At 58.8% G+C, this 19225-nt stretch carries 19 protein-coding genes; 8 read left to right on the forward strand and 11 right to left on the reverse strand.

Features of this window, described 5'->3' with window-relative positions; all coding sequences use genetic code 11:
- Window positions 1-8: 8 nt before the first annotated feature.
- The 3 genes from ACN0VH_RS06825 to ACN0VH_RS06835 form a co-directional block, all read right to left on the reverse strand.
- Window positions 9-2153, reverse strand: coding sequence for an indolepyruvate ferredoxin oxidoreductase subunit alpha (locus tag ACN0VH_RS06825; RefSeq protein WP_278922268.1), 2145 nt, complete (start codon window positions 2151-2153; stop codon window positions 9-11).
- A gap of 144 nt (window positions 2154-2297) precedes the next feature.
- Complete coding sequence (locus ACN0VH_RS06830) at window positions 2298-2744, reverse strand: MarR family winged helix-turn-helix transcriptional regulator (protein ID WP_278922267.1); 447 nt, start codon at window positions 2742-2744, stop codon at window positions 2298-2300.
- A gap of 87 nt (window positions 2745-2831) precedes the next feature.
- Entirely contained in the window at window positions 2832-3623 is a 792-nt protein-coding gene (locus tag ACN0VH_RS06835; protein WP_278922266.1) for a cyclase family protein, read from the reverse strand.
- A gap of 446 nt (window positions 3624-4069) precedes the next feature.
- Here ACN0VH_RS06835 and ACN0VH_RS06840 point away from each other — a divergent pair, with 446 nt between their 5' ends.
- The 7 genes from ACN0VH_RS06840 to ACN0VH_RS06870 all read left to right on the forward strand — a co-directional run bounded on the left by ACN0VH_RS06840 (window position 4070) and on the right by ACN0VH_RS06870 (window position 8955).
- Window positions 4070-4684, forward strand: a complete 615-nt coding sequence (locus ACN0VH_RS06840; RefSeq protein ID WP_278922265.1) for a ribonuclease D — start codon at window positions 4070-4072, stop codon at window positions 4682-4684.
- On the forward strand, window positions 4681-5649 hold the full coding sequence (locus ACN0VH_RS06845; RefSeq protein WP_417700078.1) for a KpsF/GutQ family sugar-phosphate isomerase: 969 nt from the start codon (window positions 4681-4683) through the stop codon (window positions 5647-5649). Before ACN0VH_RS06840 ends, ACN0VH_RS06845 begins: the two co-directional genes overlap by 4 nt.
- Before the next feature lie 18 nt (window positions 5650-5667).
- Window positions 5668-6249, forward strand: a complete 582-nt coding sequence (lptC, locus tag ACN0VH_RS06850) for an LPS export ABC transporter periplasmic protein LptC (RefSeq protein ID WP_417700080.1) — start codon at window positions 5668-5670, stop codon at window positions 6247-6249.
- A gap of 52 nt (window positions 6250-6301) precedes the next feature.
- The gene (locus tag ACN0VH_RS06855) at window positions 6302-6787 is read left to right on the forward strand and encodes an LptA/OstA family protein (RefSeq protein ID WP_417700330.1); all 486 of its coding nucleotides are present in this window, start codon (window positions 6302-6304) and stop codon (window positions 6785-6787) included.
- A complete protein-coding gene (lptB, locus tag ACN0VH_RS06860) occupies window positions 6787-7548 on the forward strand; it encodes an LPS export ABC transporter ATP-binding protein (protein ID WP_278922261.1) in 762 nt (253 codons plus the stop codon). The genes ACN0VH_RS06855 and lptB overlap by 1 nt, the downstream gene beginning before the upstream one ends.
- Window positions 7549-7870: 322 nt before the next feature.
- Entirely contained in the window at window positions 7871-8443 is a 573-nt protein-coding gene (gene hpf, locus ACN0VH_RS06865) for a ribosome hibernation-promoting factor, HPF/YfiA family (RefSeq protein WP_278922260.1), read from the forward strand.
- A gap of 47 nt (window positions 8444-8490) precedes the next feature.
- Complete coding sequence (locus tag ACN0VH_RS06870; protein WP_232401285.1) at window positions 8491-8955, forward strand: PTS sugar transporter subunit IIA; 465 nt, start codon at window positions 8491-8493, stop codon at window positions 8953-8955.
- Window positions 8956-8977: 22 nt separating this feature from the next.
- Here the strand turns inward: ACN0VH_RS06870 and ACN0VH_RS06875 are convergent, their stop codons facing one another.
- The 8 genes from ACN0VH_RS06875 to cysQ form a co-directional block, all read right to left on the reverse strand.
- Window positions 8978-10426 carry a sulfotransferase family 2 domain-containing protein gene (locus ACN0VH_RS06875; protein ID WP_417700081.1) on the reverse strand — a complete coding sequence of 483 codons (1449 nt, stop codon included), beginning with the start codon at window positions 10424-10426 and terminating at the stop codon, window positions 8978-8980.
- Window positions 10427-10429: 3 nt separating this feature from the next.
- A complete protein-coding gene (locus tag ACN0VH_RS06880) occupies window positions 10430-12133 on the reverse strand; it encodes a DUF5927 domain-containing protein (protein ID WP_417700082.1) in 1704 nt (567 codons plus the stop codon).
- Window positions 12130-13116, reverse strand: coding sequence for a glycosyltransferase family 2 protein (locus tag ACN0VH_RS06885; protein ID WP_278922357.1), 987 nt, complete (start codon window positions 13114-13116; stop codon window positions 12130-12132). The genes ACN0VH_RS06880 and ACN0VH_RS06885 overlap by 4 nt, the downstream gene beginning before the upstream one ends.
- Window positions 13117-13378: 262 nt before the next feature.
- Window positions 13379-14419 (reverse strand): glycosyltransferase family 2 protein, encoded by a 1041-nt coding sequence (locus ACN0VH_RS06890; protein ID WP_417700083.1) that lies wholly within the window; start codon window positions 14417-14419, stop codon window positions 13379-13381.
- Between the two features lie 4 nt (window positions 14420-14423).
- On the reverse strand, window positions 14424-15407 hold the full coding sequence (gene galE / locus ACN0VH_RS06895) for a UDP-glucose 4-epimerase GalE (protein ID WP_417700085.1): 984 nt from the start codon (window positions 15405-15407) through the stop codon (window positions 14424-14426).
- A 93-nt stretch (window positions 15408-15500) separates the two neighbouring features.
- Entirely contained in the window at window positions 15501-16394 is an 894-nt protein-coding gene (gene galU / locus ACN0VH_RS06900) for a UTP--glucose-1-phosphate uridylyltransferase GalU (protein WP_278922254.1), read from the reverse strand.
- Window positions 16395-16625: 231 nt separating this feature from the next.
- Window positions 16626-17426, reverse strand: coding sequence for a 3-deoxy-manno-octulosonate cytidylyltransferase (locus ACN0VH_RS06905; RefSeq protein WP_278922253.1), 801 nt, complete (start codon window positions 17424-17426; stop codon window positions 16626-16628).
- On the reverse strand, window positions 17426-18232 hold the full coding sequence (gene cysQ, locus ACN0VH_RS06910; RefSeq protein ID WP_278922252.1) for a 3'(2'),5'-bisphosphate nucleotidase CysQ: 807 nt from the start codon (window positions 18230-18232) through the stop codon (window positions 17426-17428). The genes ACN0VH_RS06905 and cysQ overlap by 1 nt, the downstream gene beginning before the upstream one ends.
- 133 nt (window positions 18233-18365) lie before the next feature.
- On the opposite strand from cysQ, the gene ACN0VH_RS06915 reads away from it, so the two are divergent.
- Entirely contained in the window at window positions 18366-19187 is an 822-nt protein-coding gene (locus ACN0VH_RS06915) for an ABC transporter permease (RefSeq protein ID WP_278922356.1), read from the forward strand.
- Window positions 19188-19225: the final 38 nt, after the last annotated feature.

Consider the following 19225-nt stretch of genomic DNA (forward strand, 5'->3'; position numbering starts at 1 on the left):
CAATTCCTTCAGGCAAAGACCACGCGTTTCGCGTCACGCCTGTGTTGCAGCCAATCAATGATCTTCTGGGTCCTGCGCGCCTTGCGGCCTTCGCGCGGGGTCGGGTTGGATACGATTTCGGCCTGGTAGAAACTCGGGCAGAGCACGGCTGCATCGGCAACTTCGCCGCAATTGCCGCATCCGACACAGGTCTGGTCGATCGCCGCGACCGGATCATCGCGCAGCGGATCGCCGGTATCCTTGACCGACAGGGACGGGCAGCCCGAAAGCCGCATGCAGGCGTGATCACCGGTGCAGATGTCCTCATCCACGCCAAAGCGTGGCCGCACGGTACGCTTGCCTTCCTTGGTGGCCTTGGCCAGCAGCGGTTTCTCCCGACGCTGCCTGTTCAGCATGCATTCAGAGGAGGCGACGATGACCTTTGGGCCTGCGACCTGTGTTGTCAGCGCCTCTTTCAGCGTGTCGCGGACCTTGGTGACGTCATAGGTTCTGTCGATCTGGCGGATCCATTTGACGCCCATGCCCTGGCAGGCCTCGACAATGGAGTTCTGGGTCTGCTTGGTCTTGTTGTCTGCACGAGAGGACAGAATGTCCTGTCCGCCGGTCGCCGCAGCATAAAAATTGTCGACGATCACGATCACGTTGTCGGACTTGTTGAAGACCGCGTTGCCCACAGACGACGTCAGACCATTGTGCCAGAACCCGCCATCCCCGACAAAGGAGATAGAGCGACGGCCATGCGGGTCTTCATTGTGAAACGCCGAAGCCGAGGCCGGGCCGAGACCATATCCCATGGTCGTCGCGCCAAGGTCGAAGGGCGGCATGATCGAAAACAGATGGCAGCCGATATCTGATGAAATGTGGTGCTCTCCCAGCTCCTGCTCGACCAGTTTGGTGGCGGCAAAGATCGGCCGCTCCGGGCAGCCGGTGCAGAACCCCGGCGGGCGGGCCGGCAGAACCTCTGAAAGATCCGGAATCACGACAGGTTCTTCATTCTTGGCCACGGCGGCCACAGGCATCAGTTCTGGCGCATGGGCCGTGAGAAAGGCCCCAAGACCCTGCAGCATCACCTGCCCGGTGTATTCACCGCCCATCGGCAGCATGCCCTTGCCCTCAAGCGTGACACGCTTGCCGGCCTTGTAGAGCATATGCCCGATCTGCTGTTCGATGTAGTTGGGATGGCCTTCCTCGACAATCAGCACCGCGTCCTTGCCTTCGCAGAAGTCAAGGATCTGGCTGTCGACCAGCGGGTAGACACAGTTGAGGCAGAGAATATCCAGATCGGTATCGCCATACAGATCGGCAAGGCCAAGACGGTTCAGCGCGCGGATTACCGTGTTGTAGGTCCCGCCCTGAATGATCAGACCAACCTTTCCAGATGGCTGCCCGAACCGCTCGTTCAGGCCGCGTTCCAGAATGAAGCGTTCAGCCGCGGGTTTGCGCTTGGTCAGCTTCTCCGCCTCATGAAGATAGGTGGCGGGGGGCAGGACGATCCGCTCAAGATCCCGGCGGGGGCTTTCCAGCGCCTGGCTCACCGTCATGTCGGGGCGGCGATTGTCGGAGGCGGCGAAAGAGCCGTGCACATGGCACGAACGGATGCCCATCTGCAGCATCACCGGCGTGTTGCTGGCCTCCGACAGCTCAAAACCATCCCCAACTGCGGCGACGATCGAGGGCAGGTTGGGGCGCGGGTCAAGCATCCAGACCTGGCTTTTCATGGCAAAGGCGTAGGTGCGCTCCTGCATGATCGAAGAGCCTTCGCCGTAGTCTTCGCCGACGATTATGAGGGCACCGCCGGTTACACCGCCCGAGGCCAGATTGGACAGCGCATCAGAGGCGACATTGGTCCCGACGACCGATTTGTAGGTGACCGCGCCGCGAATGGGATAATGCACCGATGCCGCCAGCATCGCCGTAGCCGTGGCCTCGCTTGCAGAGGCTTCAAAACGCACGCCCAGTTCCCCCAGGATATCCTGAGCATCTGCCAGAACATCCATCAGGTGAGAAATCGGCGAGCCCTGATAGCCCCCGACATAGCCGACGCCATTTTCCAGCAGCGCCTTGGTGATGGCGAGGATCCCTTCGCCAGAGAAGGTATCTCCATCTCCCTGTTTCAGTTTTTGGACTTCCTTGGCAAAGGAACGTTCAGCCATGGGTGGTCTCCTTGGGTCGTACCGACCGACATCTGAAGCGGGGCGACGCTATGTCGTCAGGCCTCCATGCCGGAAAACTTGGCCATGCGCGCGCTGCGGATGGCATTAATTTGCCCCTGGTTGGGACTAGGCCGTTGGGGCCTTTCAAAAATCGTGCTGCCGGATGCTGTAGAAAACGCGCAACAGCAGATCGTTCATCATCTTTCTGTCGTCAGCAGAGAGCACCGAAAACATGACGTCCTGCATCCGAAGCATGGCCGGCCAGGCTGTTTCGTGAACCCGCTTGCCGGTTTCGGTCAGTTGGATGTGGCGGATGCGGCTGTCCTTGGCGTCGGCTTCGCGACGGATCAGTCCGGCCGCTTCCATTGTGTCCAGTGTGCGCGACAGCGTCGGTTGTTTAATCACCGTCAACACCGACAGGGTGTTGATGGTGCAGGGGCCATTTTCGGTCAGGACGGCCAGCGCGCGCATCTGCGCCACCGTGATGCCCACATCTTTCAACGCCTCTTCAACGCCCTTGTTGTAGCGCGCCATGATGCGGTTCATCACATAGGGGGTGAAGCCTTCCAACTGATCGGGCCCGGCGGTCATGCGCCCAGCCCTGCGGCCCTGTGCCCTTTGCGTGGCGCAACGGGGCCGATGATGGCGAGGTCAGTGTAAGCGGCAGGCGACATGTCTTCAGGCCCCCGGAACCAGCGCCAGAACCCGAACGGGCGAACCGGTTCCCTTGACGATCTTGAGCGGCGCGGCAACCAGCACCGCCCCCTTGGCCGGTAGCTCTTTGAGATTCGTCAGCGATGCCAGGCCATAGCGGTTTGCCTTGTGCAGCAGGTTGTGGGCCGGGAAGGGCAGATCAAAACCTGCCGCCAGCCCAGCGTCGGTCCCGATGCACTGTGTGCCCCAACCCAGCGCCTTCTTCGCCATCAGGTATTCTATGCAGTCTGCCGACGGACCAGGCGTATGCGGGCCGGTTTCGTCGGTATTGAGAAACCTGTCCTCGTCGTGATTGTACTGATCCCAATCGGTGCGCATCAGCACCCATTCGCCAGCCTTGATCTCGCCATGCTCGGCTTCCCAGTCCTGCACGCCCTGCTTTGTCAGCAGGAAATCATTATCTTCGGCGGCCTGCGCCGAACAGTCGATGACATTTGCAGGGGCCATGAATTTTTGCGGATCAATCGTGTCGACCGACCCATCCGGGTAATCCTTGCCGGTGACCCAATGGTGGGGCGCGTCGTAATGCGTTCCCGAATGTTCACCAAGCTTGAGCCAGTTCCAGGCCCAGAATGGCCCGCGATCGCCGTATCGCGAAATCTGGTGGATTTCGATCTTGGGCGTATCATCGGCAAGCTCGGGCGGCAGTTTCAACAGCGGTGTATCAGGCCCCAGCGGTGCCGAACAATCGACAACCCTGATTTCCCCATCCAAAAGTCCGCTGGCAAGCGCGGCAAGCGTGTCCGTCTGGTTCATAGTGAAGTCATCCCTGTTGGTGTTGTTGATTGATATATATGCAGATGCATATTTCAATTTGTTTCAAGCATAAAGTTTATTTTCAGGTCGAATTTTTCGCTGGACGCTGGTTTTGGGACGAATTTTCACCGCTTTGGGCCACGGAAGGGCTGTTTTCTCTGCGCTGCAGCATCATTTACGGCCGCCGCGCCCCTGCGAATCCGGTTGTTTCCGGTTCAGCCTGACCGGCAATTGCCTGGGCCGTGGGCATGCAGCAGCCGCCCCTTTCACACTGTCATATGATCAGTTTAATCACCGCCAGCGCGGTCCAACAGTTGAGTTCGCGCGCCATACCACCTATTTCAAGCAGGCGTGCAGACACGCAGGATGCCTGTCGCACCCTTCAGACCCACACCAGGACCCCAGCCCAGGTCCAGCGCAGCCCTTACCGGCAAAGGATTTCCTTCGTGACCAACCATCTTTACCAAAACGATTTGCCTGATGATCTGAAACTTGGCCCGGTGGTGGCGATCGACTGCGAGACCATGGGGCTGAACCCGCACCGCGACCGGCTCTGCGTCATTCAGCTGTCGGATGGTGATGGCAATGCCCATATCGTGCAGGTGGCCAAGGGCCAGACCGAGGCACCCAATCTCTGCGCCATGCTGCAAGACCCTAATACGCTGAAGCTGTTTCACTTTGGCCGCTTTGATATTGCCGCCATGTACCACGCCTTTGGCGCGCTTACGGCACCGGTCTATTGCACCAAGATCGCCAGCCGATTGGTGCGCACCTATACGGATCGCCACGGGCTCAAGAACCTGACGCAAGAGCTGATCGGAGTAGACATCTCCAAGCAGCAACAGATGAGCGACTGGGGCGCCAAGACCCTGACTGATGCGCAACTGGACTATGCTGCATCGGATGTTTTGTACCTGCATCGCCTGCGCGAGGCGCTGAACAAGCGGCTGACGCGCGAAGACCGCATGGAAATGGCCCAGGCTTGTTTTGATTTTCTGCCAATGCGTGCCAAACTGGATCTCGCTGGATGGCCCGAAACGGATATTTTTGCACACTCATGACCTCATCAGACAAATTCCTCGCCACGGCCCGTCAGGTTGCCACCGACGAAGCCCGCGCGCTCGACGCTCTGGCCGAGAGCTTTGACCACCGCTTTGTTGCAGCGGCCGAGCTGATACTGGCGGCAACTGGCCGGGTGATCATCAGCGGCATCGGCAAATCCGGTCATATCGGCCATAAGATCGCCGCCACCCTGGCCAGCACGGGCACGCCGGCCTATTTCGTCCACCCCGCCGAGGCCAGCCATGGCGATCTGGGCATGCTGTCCAAGGGCGATGTGGTGCTGGCGATTTCCAACTCTGGCGAAGCGCCGGAACTGGCCAATCTGCTGGCCTTTACCCGCCGTTTCAACATTCCGCTGATTGGCCTGTCCAGCAAACCCGAAAGCACCCTGATGACCCAGGCGGATGTGCAGCTGCAAATCCCCGCCATGGGCGAGGCCTGCGGCTATGGTATCGTGCCGTCCAATTCCACCACGCTGACCCTGGCCATGGGCGATGCGCTGGCCATTGCCATCATGAAACACCGCGATTTCAGGCCCGAAAATTTCCGCGACTTTCATCCCGGCGGCAAGTTGGGTGCCCAGCTCAGCAAAGTACGCGATCTGATGCATGGCGGCGATGCCCTGCCATTGGTGCGCCAGGATACCCCGATGTCCGAAGCCCTGATCGAGATCAGCCAAAAGGGATTTGGCGTTGTCGGCGTCACCGATGACACGGGTCAGATTTTGGGCATCATCACCGATGGCGATCTGCGCCGTCACATGGATGGGCTGCTGCAAAAACAGGCCAACGAGGTCATGACCAAGCAGCCAACCACCATCGCCCCCGACGCCCTGGCCGAAGAAGCCGTGGCCATCATGAACCTGCACAAGATCACCTGTCTATTTGCCATTGATCCCAGCAAGGGCCAGCGCGCCGAGGGGCTTTTGCATATCCACGACTGCCTGCGCGCAGGCCTTGGGTAGGCACAGGGAAACCCGATCATGGATCCGTATTCGCGCACAGTAAGCTATCTCAAAGTGCTGCTGCCCCTGGCAGCGCTGGCACTGTTGTCGACGCTGTTCATGATCTCGCGCGGCGTCGAAACCGAAGCGGTCATTCCCTTTGCCGACCGCGAAATTGAGGAACGCCTGCGCGGCCAGCAGGTAACGGCACCGTTCTTTTCCGGATCTACCGCGCAGGGCGATGAAATCCAGGTCACCGCAACCGTGGCCCGCGCCAAGGCGGACGAACCGGTGATCGCCAGCAGCCTTGAGGCCGAGATCCGCATGGTGGCCGGAGGTCGGCTGACGCTGAGTTCCGATCGCGGCACCGTGCATCCGGATCAGGATCTGGCCCGCTTTATCGGCAATGTCGAACTGACCACCGCCGATGGCATGGTTGTCACCACAGAGGCGCTCAAGACACAGCTGAGCCGTGTGCAGGCTGAAAGCCCCGGCGCCATTCGGGCCACCAGCGCGCTTGGCGATCTGACGGCCGGCCATATGGAAATCACCTCAGAAACTGTTGGTGGTCCCGTGCATCTTCTCTTCACCAAAGGCGTCAAGCTGGTATACGCTCCTTAAAAATTGGAAAGATAGATCCTTGACCCATTTGTGCCGCCTATTGATTGCCCTGATGACCAGCCTGTTTCTTTCGCTGCCGGTGTCGGCGCAAAACGCCTCTGTCGCCTTTGGCTCGGCCAAGGCAGATCCGACGCAGCCGGTTGAAGTCACTTCGGATAAGCTGGCGGTCAACCAGGTGGATGGATCGGCGGAATTTACTGGCAATGTACTGATCATACAGGGCGTTATGCGGCTTTCGGCTGCTCGGGTTCTGGTGATCTACAAAACCGACGACACCGGCAAGCGCGGCATCGAACGACTGGAAGCCACGGGCGATGTGCTGCTGGTCAGCGGCCCGGATGCGGCTGAGGCCCAGAAAGCGGAATATAGCATCGACCAGGGCACCATCGTGATGACGGGCAATGTTCTGTTGAACCAGGGGACAGGCTCGCTTACCTCGCAGCGGATGGTGGTCAACCTGACCACCGGCACCGCTAGCATGGCCGGGCGCGTCAAAACCATTTTGAACCCCAGCTCCGAAACGGACGACAGTAACTGATGCCCCGCACCCCTGATCTGCACCTGACCGAAGGCTCCTCTGGCCTGCGTATCGAAAAGCTCCGCAAAAGCTATCGCAAAAAAGTGGTGATCCGAGATGTGTCAATCTCGCTGAATCGTGGCGAGGTCGTGGCGCTGCTGGGGCCAAATGGATCAGGCAAAACCACCAGTTTTTACGCCATCGCCGGGCTGGTCTTTCCCGAGGCTGGAACCGTGACGATTGATGGCCAGAACGTCACCAGCCTGCCGATGTATCGTCGTGCACGACTGGGGATTGGCTATCTGCCGCAGGAAATGTCGATTTTTCGCGGCCTCTCGGTCGAGGACAATATCATGGCGGTGCTGGATATTGCCGTCAAACACGACCACAAACGCCGCGAACGTCTAGAAGAGCTGCTGTCGGATTTTTCGATCGAGCATCTGCGCCGGGCTCCGGCGCTGGCGCTTTCGGGGGGGGAACGTCGCCGGGTGGAAATTGCCCGCTGCCTGGCCGCCGATCCAAAATACCTGCTGCTGGATGAACCCTTTGCCGGGGTCGATCCGATTTCGGTAGGCGATATCCGCCATCTGGTGGCCGATCTCAAGAAGCGCGGGATCGGGGTCTTGATCACCGACCACAACGTACGCGAAACTCTTGAGATCGTAGATCGCGCCTATATCCTGCATGACGGTCAGGTGCTAATGTCAGGCAGCCCTGCCGAAGTGGTTGAAAATGAAAACGTCCGCCGGGTCTATCTGGGCGACAATTTCCGCATCTCTTAGGCCGTAGGATCCGGGGCGGAAATCAGACAAGCGCCGGAAAAGAGAGACCTTTTTTGCTGCACTCAGCAATAGCGGGTTTCCGCCAATCAGACACAACTGGCGGGATCAAATTAGCGGAATGCCATTGACTCTGATGCTGGTTTGTCATCGAATTGAAACATGGCAAACGTGCACTCTCAGGCAGACCTAAACGTGGTCTTGGCAACAAGACCTGAAGGCCTGTCCCGCACTTCCCTGCCAAATCCCCTGACCCAAAACTGACGACACCCCTTCGGGCCCGGCCCGGATGGTGTTTTGGGTGGCAATTTGTGAAGGAGATCACATGCATTACAAAATCACCGGTAAACAGATCGACATTGGCGAAGCATTGCAGACCCATGTTCAAGCCGAGCTAGGGGCCGTCGTCTCGAAATATGCTGAGCGTCCAACTGACGCAAATATTGTATTTTCCAAGTCCGCGCATGAATTTGTCTGCGAAGCCACCGTGCATCTTTCCACTGGGCTAACTGCGCAGGCCAAGGCGCATGCCACTGAAATCTATGCCGCTTTTGAAGCCTGCTGTGAAAAGATGGAAAAGCAGCTGCGCCGCTACAAACGGCGGTTGAAAGATCACCATCGTGATCGCAGCGAACCGGTTGAAATTCTCGGCGCAAACTCCTATATCCTCGCCTCTGACGACGCGGATTCCAGTGCCGAACCCGACACACTGCAGCCGATCATTGTTGCCGAAATGGAGACCAGGATTCAGTCCCTCTCTGTTGGTGAAGCCGTGATGCAAATGGAGCTTGCAGGTGCGCCGGTATTGGTGTTCCGCAATGAGAGCAAAAACGGTGTGAACGTGGTATACCGCCGGGAAGATGGCAACATTGGTTGGATCGACCCGCAACAGGTATAGGCCAGACATAGGGCTGGGCCACAGCATCTGAACAGAGCAGGTGACCTATGCAGATTTCTAGTATTCTGAAACCCGGCGCCGTCCGGGTAATTGGGGCCGCATCCAGCAAAAAGCGCCTGTTTCAGGAAATTTCTGAAGTCGCACATACCTGTTATGGCCTTGATGCCCAGTCCACTGTTGAGGCTCTGCTTGATCGCGAGAGCCTTGGTCCTACCGGCGTGGGGCACGGCGTTGCCCTGCCCCATGCCCGCCTTGATGGTCTGAACGAGGTACGCGGCGTCTTTGTGATTCTGGAAAAACCGCTGGATTTTGACTCGGTTGATCGCCAGCCGGTGGATATCGCCTTTTCGCTTTTTGCGCCGGAAGATGCCGGGGTGGAACACCTGAAGGCGCTGGCTCTGGTGTCACGCACCCTGCGCGAACAGAGCTTTTGCACCAAACTGCGTGCCAACCACGACCCGGCGACGCTGTTCGCCATCCTGACAGAGAATCAGCCCGTCCAGGCCGCCTGAATACGCAAGAACGCGACAGGTTCTAGCCCTCGGGCCCTGCTGCCCAGGGGGCAAAGCCAAACATCATGTAATCGCGCTGATAGAGCGATGAAACCTGCTTTTCCAGCGCCGCGTCCCAGATCGCGGCCAAGGGATAGGGCTGATCCGCCGCCGCCTGCTGCAGTTGCCCTGGGCTATCACAGCCCAACCGCTGCGCTAGAGCAGGCAGCGCCTCGCCCAGTTCGTCTTCGCGCAGAATCAGATCCGGTGCCCCCACCTCAGCCAGCCCCGACAGGGCCTGCGACTGGCTGGCCCAGTCCGCATCCACTCGGATCGAGGTCTGCCCGGCTAGATTGGCCTGCAAAAAGGTCAGAAACTGCGAAAAGGCCGCCCGGTGATCGGCAAGGCTATAGCTGGCATCGGGGCCGTCTTTGGGGATCGGGAGTTTGAACTGGCGCCGCAGCGTCTCGCGGATATTGCCATAGCTCTCGCCACCCTTGGCAAGTACACGGCGGCAAAAGACGGCATGCACCCGCGCAGCCGGATGGCGCAACACCGTAAAGCTGCGAAACCCCGGATGATGGCGCTTCCAATGGCGCAACTGCTTTTGATTCATCCGGCTTTGCAGCTCTTCCCCTGCCCCCTGATCCAACTGGGCCATCCAGGCGGTTACCTCGGCCTCGGGTCCGCCCCTGATCGGCAGGTAGAGCAACGGCGTCACCGCGCCAGCGACATAACTGGGGACTGCAGGCCCGCGGCGGGGTTCAAAATTGGGGCTGCGGCCCAGGTTGAAATGATCCATTTCCGCCAGGGCTGCCGCCATCTCGGCGGGGTTCTCGACCTTGGACCTTAGCGGTGCCGGATTTTGCGGCTTCAGGCTCGCGTCCAGCGCCGCTAGCCGCCCGGATATCCCCAGCCACTGCGCAAGCCCATTCATTACCTCCAGGCTCTGCAGGTCTTCATAGGCAAGGAAAAAGGCGCTTTGGCCGCTTTTTTGCAACCTGTTCAACAGGGTAACCTGAAACGCCTGCAAATCGGCCACATGTTGGGAAAACTCGGCACTGTCAAAGCGGGCCTGCGCCTCTTTGCGGCGCTTTACATTGGTCAGTTTCCACTGCCCGGTGGCCTGCGCGATCTTCCAGGAAACATAGCTCTCCAACGGGTTTCTGGTCAGGATGATCTTGGCGCAGCGCGGATCCTCTAGCGCCAGATCCAGAATGCGCGGATCATGGTCATGGAAATAGCGAAACCCGGCAAGCCCGCCAGCCGCCGCAGATCCCTTGATACGCGCAAGCAGCCCGCCCGGATCCTGTTCGCGCATCTCCTGGGTCATCCCCAGAAGATCATCACGGTTGGGATAACCAATGAAGTGCGGGTTGAAGGCCTCACCATGGCAGGTAACACCCGAGATCGCATTGAGGTTGGTTTCCAGAAAATTGGACCCCGTCCGCATTTCGGCAAAAACAATGAAGTAGTCAAACGAATCTGTCATTGGTTACCTTTGCACCAGATAGGGTTTCCGAGGGGGTTTGGCACGATCCATCCGCCCCTGCTCGACTGGGAAATCCCCCATTAGATGGGGGTGCATGCCCTGGTTCTTCAGGTTTTGCAGAAACTGGCCAAACCCATCAAGATTTACCAATGCAGGCGGCGCGCTCAGCGGGTGCAGATGTCCCAGTTCGTCCAGAATGGCCTGCAGCGGCTCCATCGGTGCCTCGACAAACTCTGCCATGCTCCAGATGCGCACCCGCGCCGTGGTCTCGCGGTGGCGCAGGGTATGCAGATAGCTGGCCTCTATCTGTTGCAGCCGTGCAGCCTCGCGGCGCACCTCGCCAAAATCCCGTTCAGATCGAAACAGTGGCACCGCCCAGGCACCGCTGATCACCGAGATTTGCGCATTGGGATCACGGGCCAGCTCTTCTCGGATCTCTTGCCGGTCGCCGGGGCCAAACTGAAAGCACTGGTGCTCGCCTCGGGTGTTCCAGATCAGATTGGTCAAAAAACTCTGGGGGTTGTAATCGCGCAGCTTGGCGCAGTCAGTCAGCGCCCCATTGATCATGGTGCTGCCCTGGACCAGCTCTGCGCGTTCTGCCGCAAACAGATGCCCATGCACCCTGGCCCCGGTAATCTGCGCCAGCCAGGTTTCAAAATCCTCAAACAGTTCGGAAAAGCCCTGAAACACCGAATAGCGGTTCGACGTAACACTTTTGACCGACCAGTGGCTGGGAAACCGGCTTTGCATGTACAGGCCTGGGCGACTGCGCGTGCGGCGCTCTACCGCCTTGGCAAAAATGCGGTCGATCTTGCCGGGGTTGGGTTCGGTGCGCGTCAGCGCCCTGGCACCATCGGTCAAGAACGCCTGATACAACCGATCCGCCCGTGGCCAGATCTTGCGCGCGACAAAACAGTCAGAGCGCCGCAGCAGTTGCAGGTGGTCATCGTAGAACACATGCGGTTTGCCCTGAAAATCGAATTTCGACAGGGTCAGAGAGCGGCTCTCGATCCGGCTGGAATGTTTCCGCGCCAGGGTCTGGAAATAACTTTCGTCCGGGATCCAGACCTTTTGGAAGTAGCGATCATAGCGCGCGCGTTCGCGATCCTGCAGGATCGCCGTCAGGGTCTGCCGGGTCAGGCACCACCATTGGCTGCCCATATGCGGCACCAGGCCCGCCGGGATGCGCCGACGTATCCCCAGCCTGCGCTGCAGATCGACATAGCGGTCAAACAGATAGCGATGCCTTTTCCATGAAAACGGAAACCGCAGGGTAAAGCGTTCCACATCCAAACCGCCGACGATCCAGGGCACATCAGCAGTGGTGGCGCTTTCGATGAAATCGGTCTGCGGCCGCGCCTCCAGATAGGCGGCCAGCTCCTCTGCCGGGCGTAGCGGCAGGCAAGACCCCGAGGACAGGTAGACATGGCGGACCTCTGCAAAGTCCTGCAACATCAGGGTCGCGGCAGATTGCGACGCCGCGACAATGCCCCAGGTGCCCCATTCGCAGCGATGCCGTGTGCAGAACCGGACCAAGGGATCTGACGCCAAACCTTGACGAAACCTTTGAAAGACGGCCTCATCGACGTTCTTGTCCACATGCAGCACCACAGGACAACCCGCTGCCGTCCAGTGTCGCGCCACCTGTTCCGCCCGCTCCAGAGCAGTGTGCACCAGCATGACAATACCAACCGAAGCGGCGCTCATGCCCAGTTTCCCTTGGACATCAGGCCCAGGATCTCTAGCTGACGCCAGTTGATGTATTTCTCGCTCCATTTGCACCACAGCTCTGGCTGCTGTTCCAGCGCTTCGGCATAGGCCTTGTATTCGCGGGAATTGGCATAGTGCTCGCTGCGCGCCAGCTCTTCCTGAGCCTTGGCCCCCAGCGTATCAAGAAACTTGGTATGCAGCAGCGCGCCGCTGGCTTTTTCACCGCCGTCGGTTTCGTAAACCTGGTTCAAGCCGCGCGGCAACAAGGCATGTGTCGAGCTGACATAGGCATAGCGGCGATCCCATTTCACCAGCGGGATCTTGTTCAGGGCAGGCGCATTGCGCGGCGCATCGGCAAAGAACACCCGCGCGCGTGGCCCGCCCTGGATCCACAGATTGCCATACATCGGGTTCTTGCTGATGGTGTAATTGCCGCTATCAAACCAATTGGCGATCTCCAGCGGGTTTTGCCCAGCGTGATAGGGGGTCTCGCCCAGCGGCCCCTTGGGGTAGGTATCTATCAACATGGCAGAAAAACTGCGGATGGCCGAACTATCCAGCCAATCGGTCAGTGCCTGAATGGGCCGGGTATCACAGAAGGGATAGATAAACAGCTCATCCGGGTCGACCACCAGAACCCAATGCCCATGGGCGTATTTGCGTTTCAGGTAGTTCATCCAATCAACGCCATAATGCGCCCGCCGATAGCTCGCCTGGGTTTGCCACAGCGACACGTCATCCATGCCCTGCAGATAGGCCACCGTATCATCGTCAGAATCGTTGTCGACAAACAGGAAATGGTTGATCCCGAGCTTGCGGTAATAGTCTAGAAAATAGGGAAGCCGGATCTGTTCGTTGCGCATGGTGCAGACCAGCAGAACATCACTAGGCTGGATCGCGCGCGTATTGTCCTGCAGGCAGCTCAGCTCAGCCGATTTACGTAGCGCCCGCACCAGCCTGCGCTTGCGCCGAACCCGCATACGGTAAGAATCCCAAAGCCCCACAGTCCCTCCACGCCTGTTCTATGCCCCGTACCAGACGCAATGGCACATACTGCGACACATTCTGTAGCAGGGCCAAATCGGCATGGACCCAGGGTAATTCCAGGGCCGCGAAACGGCCTGCCACAGGCCGCAATATGTCATGGAAAACTTCTATAAACAACGAATTTAGAAGCGGTTAGGCGGCCTCTTTACGGCTGACTATTGTCTGCCTGCCCCCATGCGCCCGGTTCGGGCGACCTTACCACTGCAACCGTGGCATCAACCCCGCCGCACAGAGCTGCGCCGGGCCACGATAGAGCTGCGCCTTTTCATGCCATAAATTCGGCGCGCCCATCAGCCTGTCATAGTAGCCATCAAAATCTTGCGGTGTGTGAAAATGCTGCTGGCGCTGCTTTTCACTTGCCGATTTACCAACAATCTCCGGCAGGAACTTGCTGTGCAGCAAAACGCCCGCAGGCTGCAGCCCGCCCGGCCCCTCGTATATCTCGTTCAGGCGCGGCGGCAGCAGGGAATGGGTTGAGTTCACATAGGCATACCGTCGATTCCAACGAACCAGTGGAATCTTGTTCAAGGTCGGAGAGCGCTCTGGGCGGTCTGCGAAAAACGCCCGTTCCCGTGCCCCCCCCTGTAGCCAGAGACTGCCCATCGGGCTCTGGCGGGTGGCGCGGTAGGGGCCTGTGTCGAACCAGTTCAGCACCGCGCAGGGGTCCTGCCCCGGCCTATACTGGTGGCTGTCCAGCGGCCCCTTGGGGAACAGATCCAGCATCATCGCGCCAAAGCCGCTGCGCCCCTGCGCCGCCAGATGCGCCGTCAATGCCTGCAGATCATGGCTGTCAATGCCATCATAGGTCAGCAGCTCATCCGCATCGACCGTCAAACACCAATGCCCATGACCATAGCGCAGCTGCAGCCAGGCACTCCAGTCCAGGCCAAAGCGCGCCGCGCGATAGCCATCTGCAACCTGCCATAGCGAGACATCCGGTTGATCGGTCAAATAGGCAGCGCTGCCATCCGTGCTGGCATTGTCGACCACCAGAAACTGCGAGACGCCGAGGCGGCGATAATAGTCCAGAAAATAGGGCAAGCGCACCGCTTCGTTGCGCAGCACCACAAAGGCCAGAATATCCTGCGCTGCAATCTCGCTGGTGCGGTCCACCAGGGGCATCAGACGGTGCCGCGCCCGCAGGGCACGCCACAGAAGTTTTCGACGCTTCAGGCGCAGCCGATAGCGCGCAGCCCAGCCCGGCAGGGCGGATGCGGCGGCATGGGGCTGCGCCACCAGATCAGGCCTCGTAGTGGCCCGTCTGGTGCCAGGCCCAGGCGTCGGCAATCATGGTATCCAGGGTTGACCGGCGCGGTTCCCAGCCCAGATCGGTGACCGCGCGGGTCGAGCCAGACACCAATTTGGTACAGTCACCAGCCCGGCGCGGGCCGGTATTGCAAGGCACCGGGCGGCCCGTAACCGCAGCGCCACGGTCCATGACTTCGCGCACCGAAAAGCCGCTGCCGGTGCCCAGGTTGAACACCTGGCTGCCCTTGCCATCCTCTAGCCACTTCAGGCCCAGAACATGCGCATCAACCAGATCGCAGACATGCACATAATCACGGATGCAGGTGCCATCAGGCGTGTCGTAATCGGTACCAAAGATGGTCAGCGCGTCGCGCTTGCCGTCGATCGCATCCAGCACCAGTGGCACCAGATGGGTCTCGGGGCGGTGGAATTCACCCACCTCGGCCTCGGGGTCGGCACCGGCCACGTTGAAATAGCGGAAGATCACCGAATTCAGCCCGGCAGAGGCGCCAAAATCCTGCAGGATATCTTCGACCGCACGTTTAGAGGCACCATAGGCATTCAGCGGCAGTTGCGGCGTGTTTTCATCCAGGACCACGTTGTCGTGTTCACCATAGGTGGCGCAGGTGGAAGAAAAGACAAAGTTCAGACAGCCCGCCGCCACGGCTGCCTCGATCAGGTTAAGCGAGCCACCGGTATTATTCGCCCAGTAACGGCCCGGTTCGCTCATGGCTTCGCCAACCTGGCTAAGGGCGGCAAAATGCATCACTGCCACCGGCTTGTACTTGGCAAAGACCTCGTCCAGCCGGGCACGATCCTTCAGATCCCCCTGTTCAAAGGGACCAAATTTAACCGCATCTTTCCAACCGGTTACCAGGTTATCATAGGTGACAGGTGTGTATCCCGCCGCTCTTAGCGCCTTACAGGCATGAGATCCGATATAGCCGGCACCGCCGGTCACAAGAACAGTCGTCACGTTGATTTACGCCTTTCACAGCCCTGGTATCTATTGGTCACTGCGGGCATGCGATCAATAGATGTTTTCATCTAAAGCGTTCCGCCGTCTCGCTTATTCAGCGGCCTTGTCGATCTGGGTGACCTTGTTCAGATGCGCCATCAGATCGTCGCGCAAATCAGGACGGGACAGGGCAAAGGACACCGTCGCCTGCAGGAACCCGGCCTTGGAGCCGCAGTCAAAGCGCTCGCCCTCGAAACGGAAACCCGAAACCGGCACATCCGAGCCAATATCCTGGGCGATCGCATCGGTCAGCTGGATTTCCCCACCAGCCCCAGATTTCATCTGGCGCAGGTTACGCAGCACCGATGGCCCAAGGATATAGCGCCCGATCACCGCCAGGTTCGACGGCGCCTCAGAGGCTTTGGGCTTTTCCACCATACCCTTGACCGACACGACAGAGCCGTGATCTTCGGCAACATCCAGCACCCCGTAAGAGCTGGTCTGTTCCGGGGCCACTTCCATAGCTGCAACCATATTGCCACCGGTTTCGTCGTAGGCTTCAACCATCTGCTGCAAGCAGGGTTTCTCGGCGGCGATGACGTCATCCGGCAGAATCACTGCAAAGGGTTCATTGGCAATCAGGCGACGGGCGCACCAAACAGCATGGCCGAGCCCCATGGCGCGGTGCTGGCGAATATAGGCGATGGCGCCGCTATCCATATAGGTGTCTTTCAACACCTCCAGCAGTTGGTCCTTGCCCTTTTTGCGCAGCTCCTGTTCCAGCACTGGAGAGTGATCAAAATAATCCTCCAGCGCGCCCTTGCCGCGCGAGGTAACAAAAATGAACTCCTTAATGCCAGCCGCGCGGGCCTCGTCGATGGCATATTGCACCAAGGGACGGTCAACCAGTGTCATGATCTCTTTGGGGACCGATTTGGTTGCCGGCAAAAAACGCGTGCCCAGACCGGCCACCGGGAAAATTGCTTTTGTTACTTTTTTACGCATGGAGTTCTCACTCTTTCACATCAATAATTTGGTCAAATATCACAGGACGTCTACCGATCAGTCCGCAATACAAGCGCTCCACATTCATTGTCTCGCCATCGGCCGCGCCCAACATTCATGCAGGGAAGGCCTGAGCCTCCCCTATCATTATTGTGAACCGAATCCATGACTGATCTCAACTACAGCGCGGCAAAACGAGACAAAACCTGCTCATTTCAGGGAATATTTACGCTAATTTTCACCCATTTTCGCCATCATCGCCTCTAGTCGCGCCACATCTTCGGGATTGTTCAGCTCCCAGAACTCTCGCCCGCGCGCGGAAACCTCAACACAGAGAATCTTGCGGCCATTTTCCAGGAAGCGCAGCTGCTCCAGCCCTTCCAGCTGTTCCAGCGGGCCAACCGGCCAGCTGGGATAATCCGCCAGGGCATCCGGCCGATAGGCATAGACCCCGACATGATGAAAGACCGGCGTCAGGTCTTCGGCGGCGAACTGTTCAGCGCAAAAAGGTACCACCTCCTTGGAGAAATACAGCCCGCTGCGATCGCGGCCAAAAACCGCAGTGGTACCGCCAACGCGCCCCGCCGCCCGATCAGCCAGCAGGCTGTTCAGCGTTGCGCCGTCACATTGCAGCACCGGCGTTGCCAGGCCCATTTCAGGCGCAGCGCGCAGCCCCTTGACCAGGTCTTCGATAAACCAATGCGGGGTCAGCGGCGCATCGCCCTGCAGATTTACCACCACCTCATAGCCGCCGCCCAAGGCGGCATGGGCTTCGGCGCAGCGTTCGGTGCCATTGCCACAGCTTTCGGCGGTCATCACCACCTCGGCACCAAAGCCTTCGGCGGCCTGACGGATGCGGTCATCATCCGTTGCCACCACCACCCGATCGACCCCCTGCACCGCACAGGCAGCACGCCAGGACCGTTCAATCAAGCTGCGCTTTTCACCGCTCGCCCCGGTCAATGCGACCAGCGGTTTGCCGGGGTAGCGCGTCGAGGCATAGCGGGCAGGGATGACGATCAGGACGGACATCAGGCTTCTTTCAGTTCAACATCAGGGGCATAGGCAATGAAAAAGGGATTGGCATAATCCTCTTTGCCGTAGAGCAGCGGCGAATGATCGTCAAAGCGTACCACTTTGCCGCCCGCACCAGACAAGACCGCGTGGCCTGCAGCGGTATCCCATTCCATGGTGCGGCCAACGCGGGGGTAGATATCCGCCTCGCCTGTGGCCACCAGGCAGAACTTCAAGGAAGATCCCGCGCTCTTGCTGTCTTTGACGTTATACTTGCCAATGTAGTCCTCTGTCGCCTGATCGCGGTGCGATTTCGACGCCACCACCATCAGCGCGGTATTGTCGCTTTGTGCAACGCTCAGGACGCGGGTCTCGCCGATCACCTGCGGATCAAAGACGCCGGCTGCGCTGGTTTCTTCCACGGTAGAGCCATCCGCCAGGGTAAAGAACATCCGCTGTTTCGCAGGCGCATAGACAACACCACGGGTGGGTACACCTTTTTCAACCAAGGCAATATTCACAGTGAAATCACCACGGCGGTGGATGAATTCTTTGGTGCCATCCAGCGGATCCACGATCAGGAAGGTATCGCCACGCGTCTTGTGCGATTCGGATTGCTCCTCGGTCACTAGCATTATGTCAGGGAAGGCACTGCGCAGACCGGCCGAGATCAGGGCATCGGCTGCCTCGTCCGCAGCGGTCACCGGGCTGTCGTCAGACTTTACCTTTACGTCAAAATCGTCGGAATTGTAGATTTCCATGATCTTGTCGCCAGCTTCGATTGCCAGGCGACGGATCACCGGAATTAGTGCTTCATAGGTCATGCACAGCCCCCACGTTGAACGGGTTAATTGAAAATTTTTCTCTGCCCCCTTATGCTGATTACAGGATGGATCAGCAAGAAGTCCGTTCAGTTATCAGCAGGCTCGTGTGGCCACAGCACAGATCGCAGGCAAAATGTTTCAGGTTCGCCCCGAAGAGACGAGGTTTTACAGCGCCATTTCGCTGCTGGAAGTAGTATTCCACTCTATCGTGCGCAGCGTCCGTTCCAAGCATAACAATGCGCTGATCGCCCTGGCGATGAACATCATGCAGGCGGTGATCTTTGTTGCCCTGTTCTACGTGATGTTTGCAGTGATCGGGCTGCGTGGCTCGGCGATCCGGGGGGATTTCCTGCTCTACGTGATGTCGGGCATCTTTCTGTTTCTGACCCATACGAAAACCGTTGGGGCCGTGGCCGGTGCCGAAGGCCCTGCCAGCCCGATGATGCAGCATGCGCCGATGAATACCATGGTGGCGATTCTCTCGGCGGCGATTGGCTCGCTTTATATTCAGACGGTTTCGCTGTTCCTCATCCTCTTTGTCTATCATGTGGCCTTTACCCCACTAGAAATTGAACAGCCTATCCAGGCTTACGGCATGGTGCTGCTGGCCTGGTTCACCGGTGCGGCGGTCGGGCTGGTGTTTCTGGTACTCAAACCCTGGTCCCCCGGAACGGTTGGCATTTTGACAACTGTCTACCAGCGGGCAAATATGATTGCCTCGGGCAAGATGTTTTTGGCCAATACCCTGCCCAGCTCTATGCTGGCGATGTTTGATTGGAACCCGCTGTTTCACTGCATCGATCAGGCAAGGGGCTATACTTTTATCAACTACAACCCGCATTTCAGCAGCTGGCAATATGCCGCCTGGGTGGCGCTGGCGCTGGTCATGATTGGCTTGATGGGTGAATTCTATACCCGCCGCCATGCCTCTATCAGCTGGAACGCACGGCGCTGAAACGTATCGCCTTTATGTGCGGTCACGCGACTGGCTCT

The organism is Pseudophaeobacter sp., from assembly GCF_048267565.1.
GTDB classification, from domain to species: Bacteria; Pseudomonadota; Alphaproteobacteria; order Rhodobacterales; family Rhodobacteraceae; genus Pseudophaeobacter; species Pseudophaeobacter profundi.

Coding starts and splice junctions, on each gene's coding strand:
- ACN0VH_RS06825 (WP_278922268.1), bottom strand. CDS start 2,153: ATGGCTGAACGTTCCTTTGCCAAGGAAGTCCAAAAACTGAAACAGGGA.
- ACN0VH_RS06830 (WP_278922267.1), bottom strand. CDS start 2,744: ATGACCGCCGGGCCCGATCAGTTGGAAGGCTTCACCCCCTATGTGATG.
- ACN0VH_RS06835 (WP_278922266.1), bottom strand. CDS start 3,623: ATGAACCAGACGGACACGCTTGCCGCGCTTGCCAGCGGACTTTTGGAT.
- ACN0VH_RS06845 (WP_417700078.1), top strand. CDS start 4,681: ATGACCTCATCAGACAAATTCCTCGCCACGGCCCGTCAGGTTGCCACC.
- lptC (WP_417700080.1), top strand. CDS start 5,668: ATGGATCCGTATTCGCGCACAGTAAGCTATCTCAAAGTGCTGCTGCCC.
- ACN0VH_RS06855 (WP_417700330.1), top strand. CDS start 6,302: ATGACCAGCCTGTTTCTTTCGCTGCCGGTGTCGGCGCAAAACGCCTCT.
- lptB (WP_278922261.1), top strand. CDS start 6,787: ATGCCCCGCACCCCTGATCTGCACCTGACCGAAGGCTCCTCTGGCCTG.
- hpf (WP_278922260.1), top strand. CDS start 7,871: ATGCATTACAAAATCACCGGTAAACAGATCGACATTGGCGAAGCATTG.
- ACN0VH_RS06870 (WP_232401285.1), top strand. CDS start 8,491: ATGCAGATTTCTAGTATTCTGAAACCCGGCGCCGTCCGGGTAATTGGG.
- ACN0VH_RS06875 (WP_417700081.1), bottom strand. CDS start 10,426: ATGACAGATTCGTTTGACTACTTCATTGTTTTTGCCGAAATGCGGACG.
- ACN0VH_RS06880 (WP_417700082.1), bottom strand. CDS start 12,133: ATGAGCGCCGCTTCGGTTGGTATTGTCATGCTGGTGCACACTGCTCTG.
- ACN0VH_RS06885 (WP_278922357.1), bottom strand. CDS start 13,116: ATGCGGGTTCGGCGCAAGCGCAGGCTGGTGCGGGCGCTACGTAAATCG.
- galU (WP_278922254.1), bottom strand. CDS start 16,394: ATGCGTAAAAAAGTAACAAAAGCAATTTTCCCGGTGGCCGGTCTGGGC.
- ACN0VH_RS06905 (WP_278922253.1), bottom strand. CDS start 17,426: ATGTCCGTCCTGATCGTCATCCCTGCCCGCTATGCCTCGACGCGCTAC.
- cysQ (WP_278922252.1), bottom strand. CDS start 18,232: ATGACCTATGAAGCACTAATTCCGGTGATCCGTCGCCTGGCAATCGAA.
- ACN0VH_RS06915 (WP_278922356.1), top strand. CDS start 18,366: ATGTTTCAGGTTCGCCCCGAAGAGACGAGGTTTTACAGCGCCATTTCG.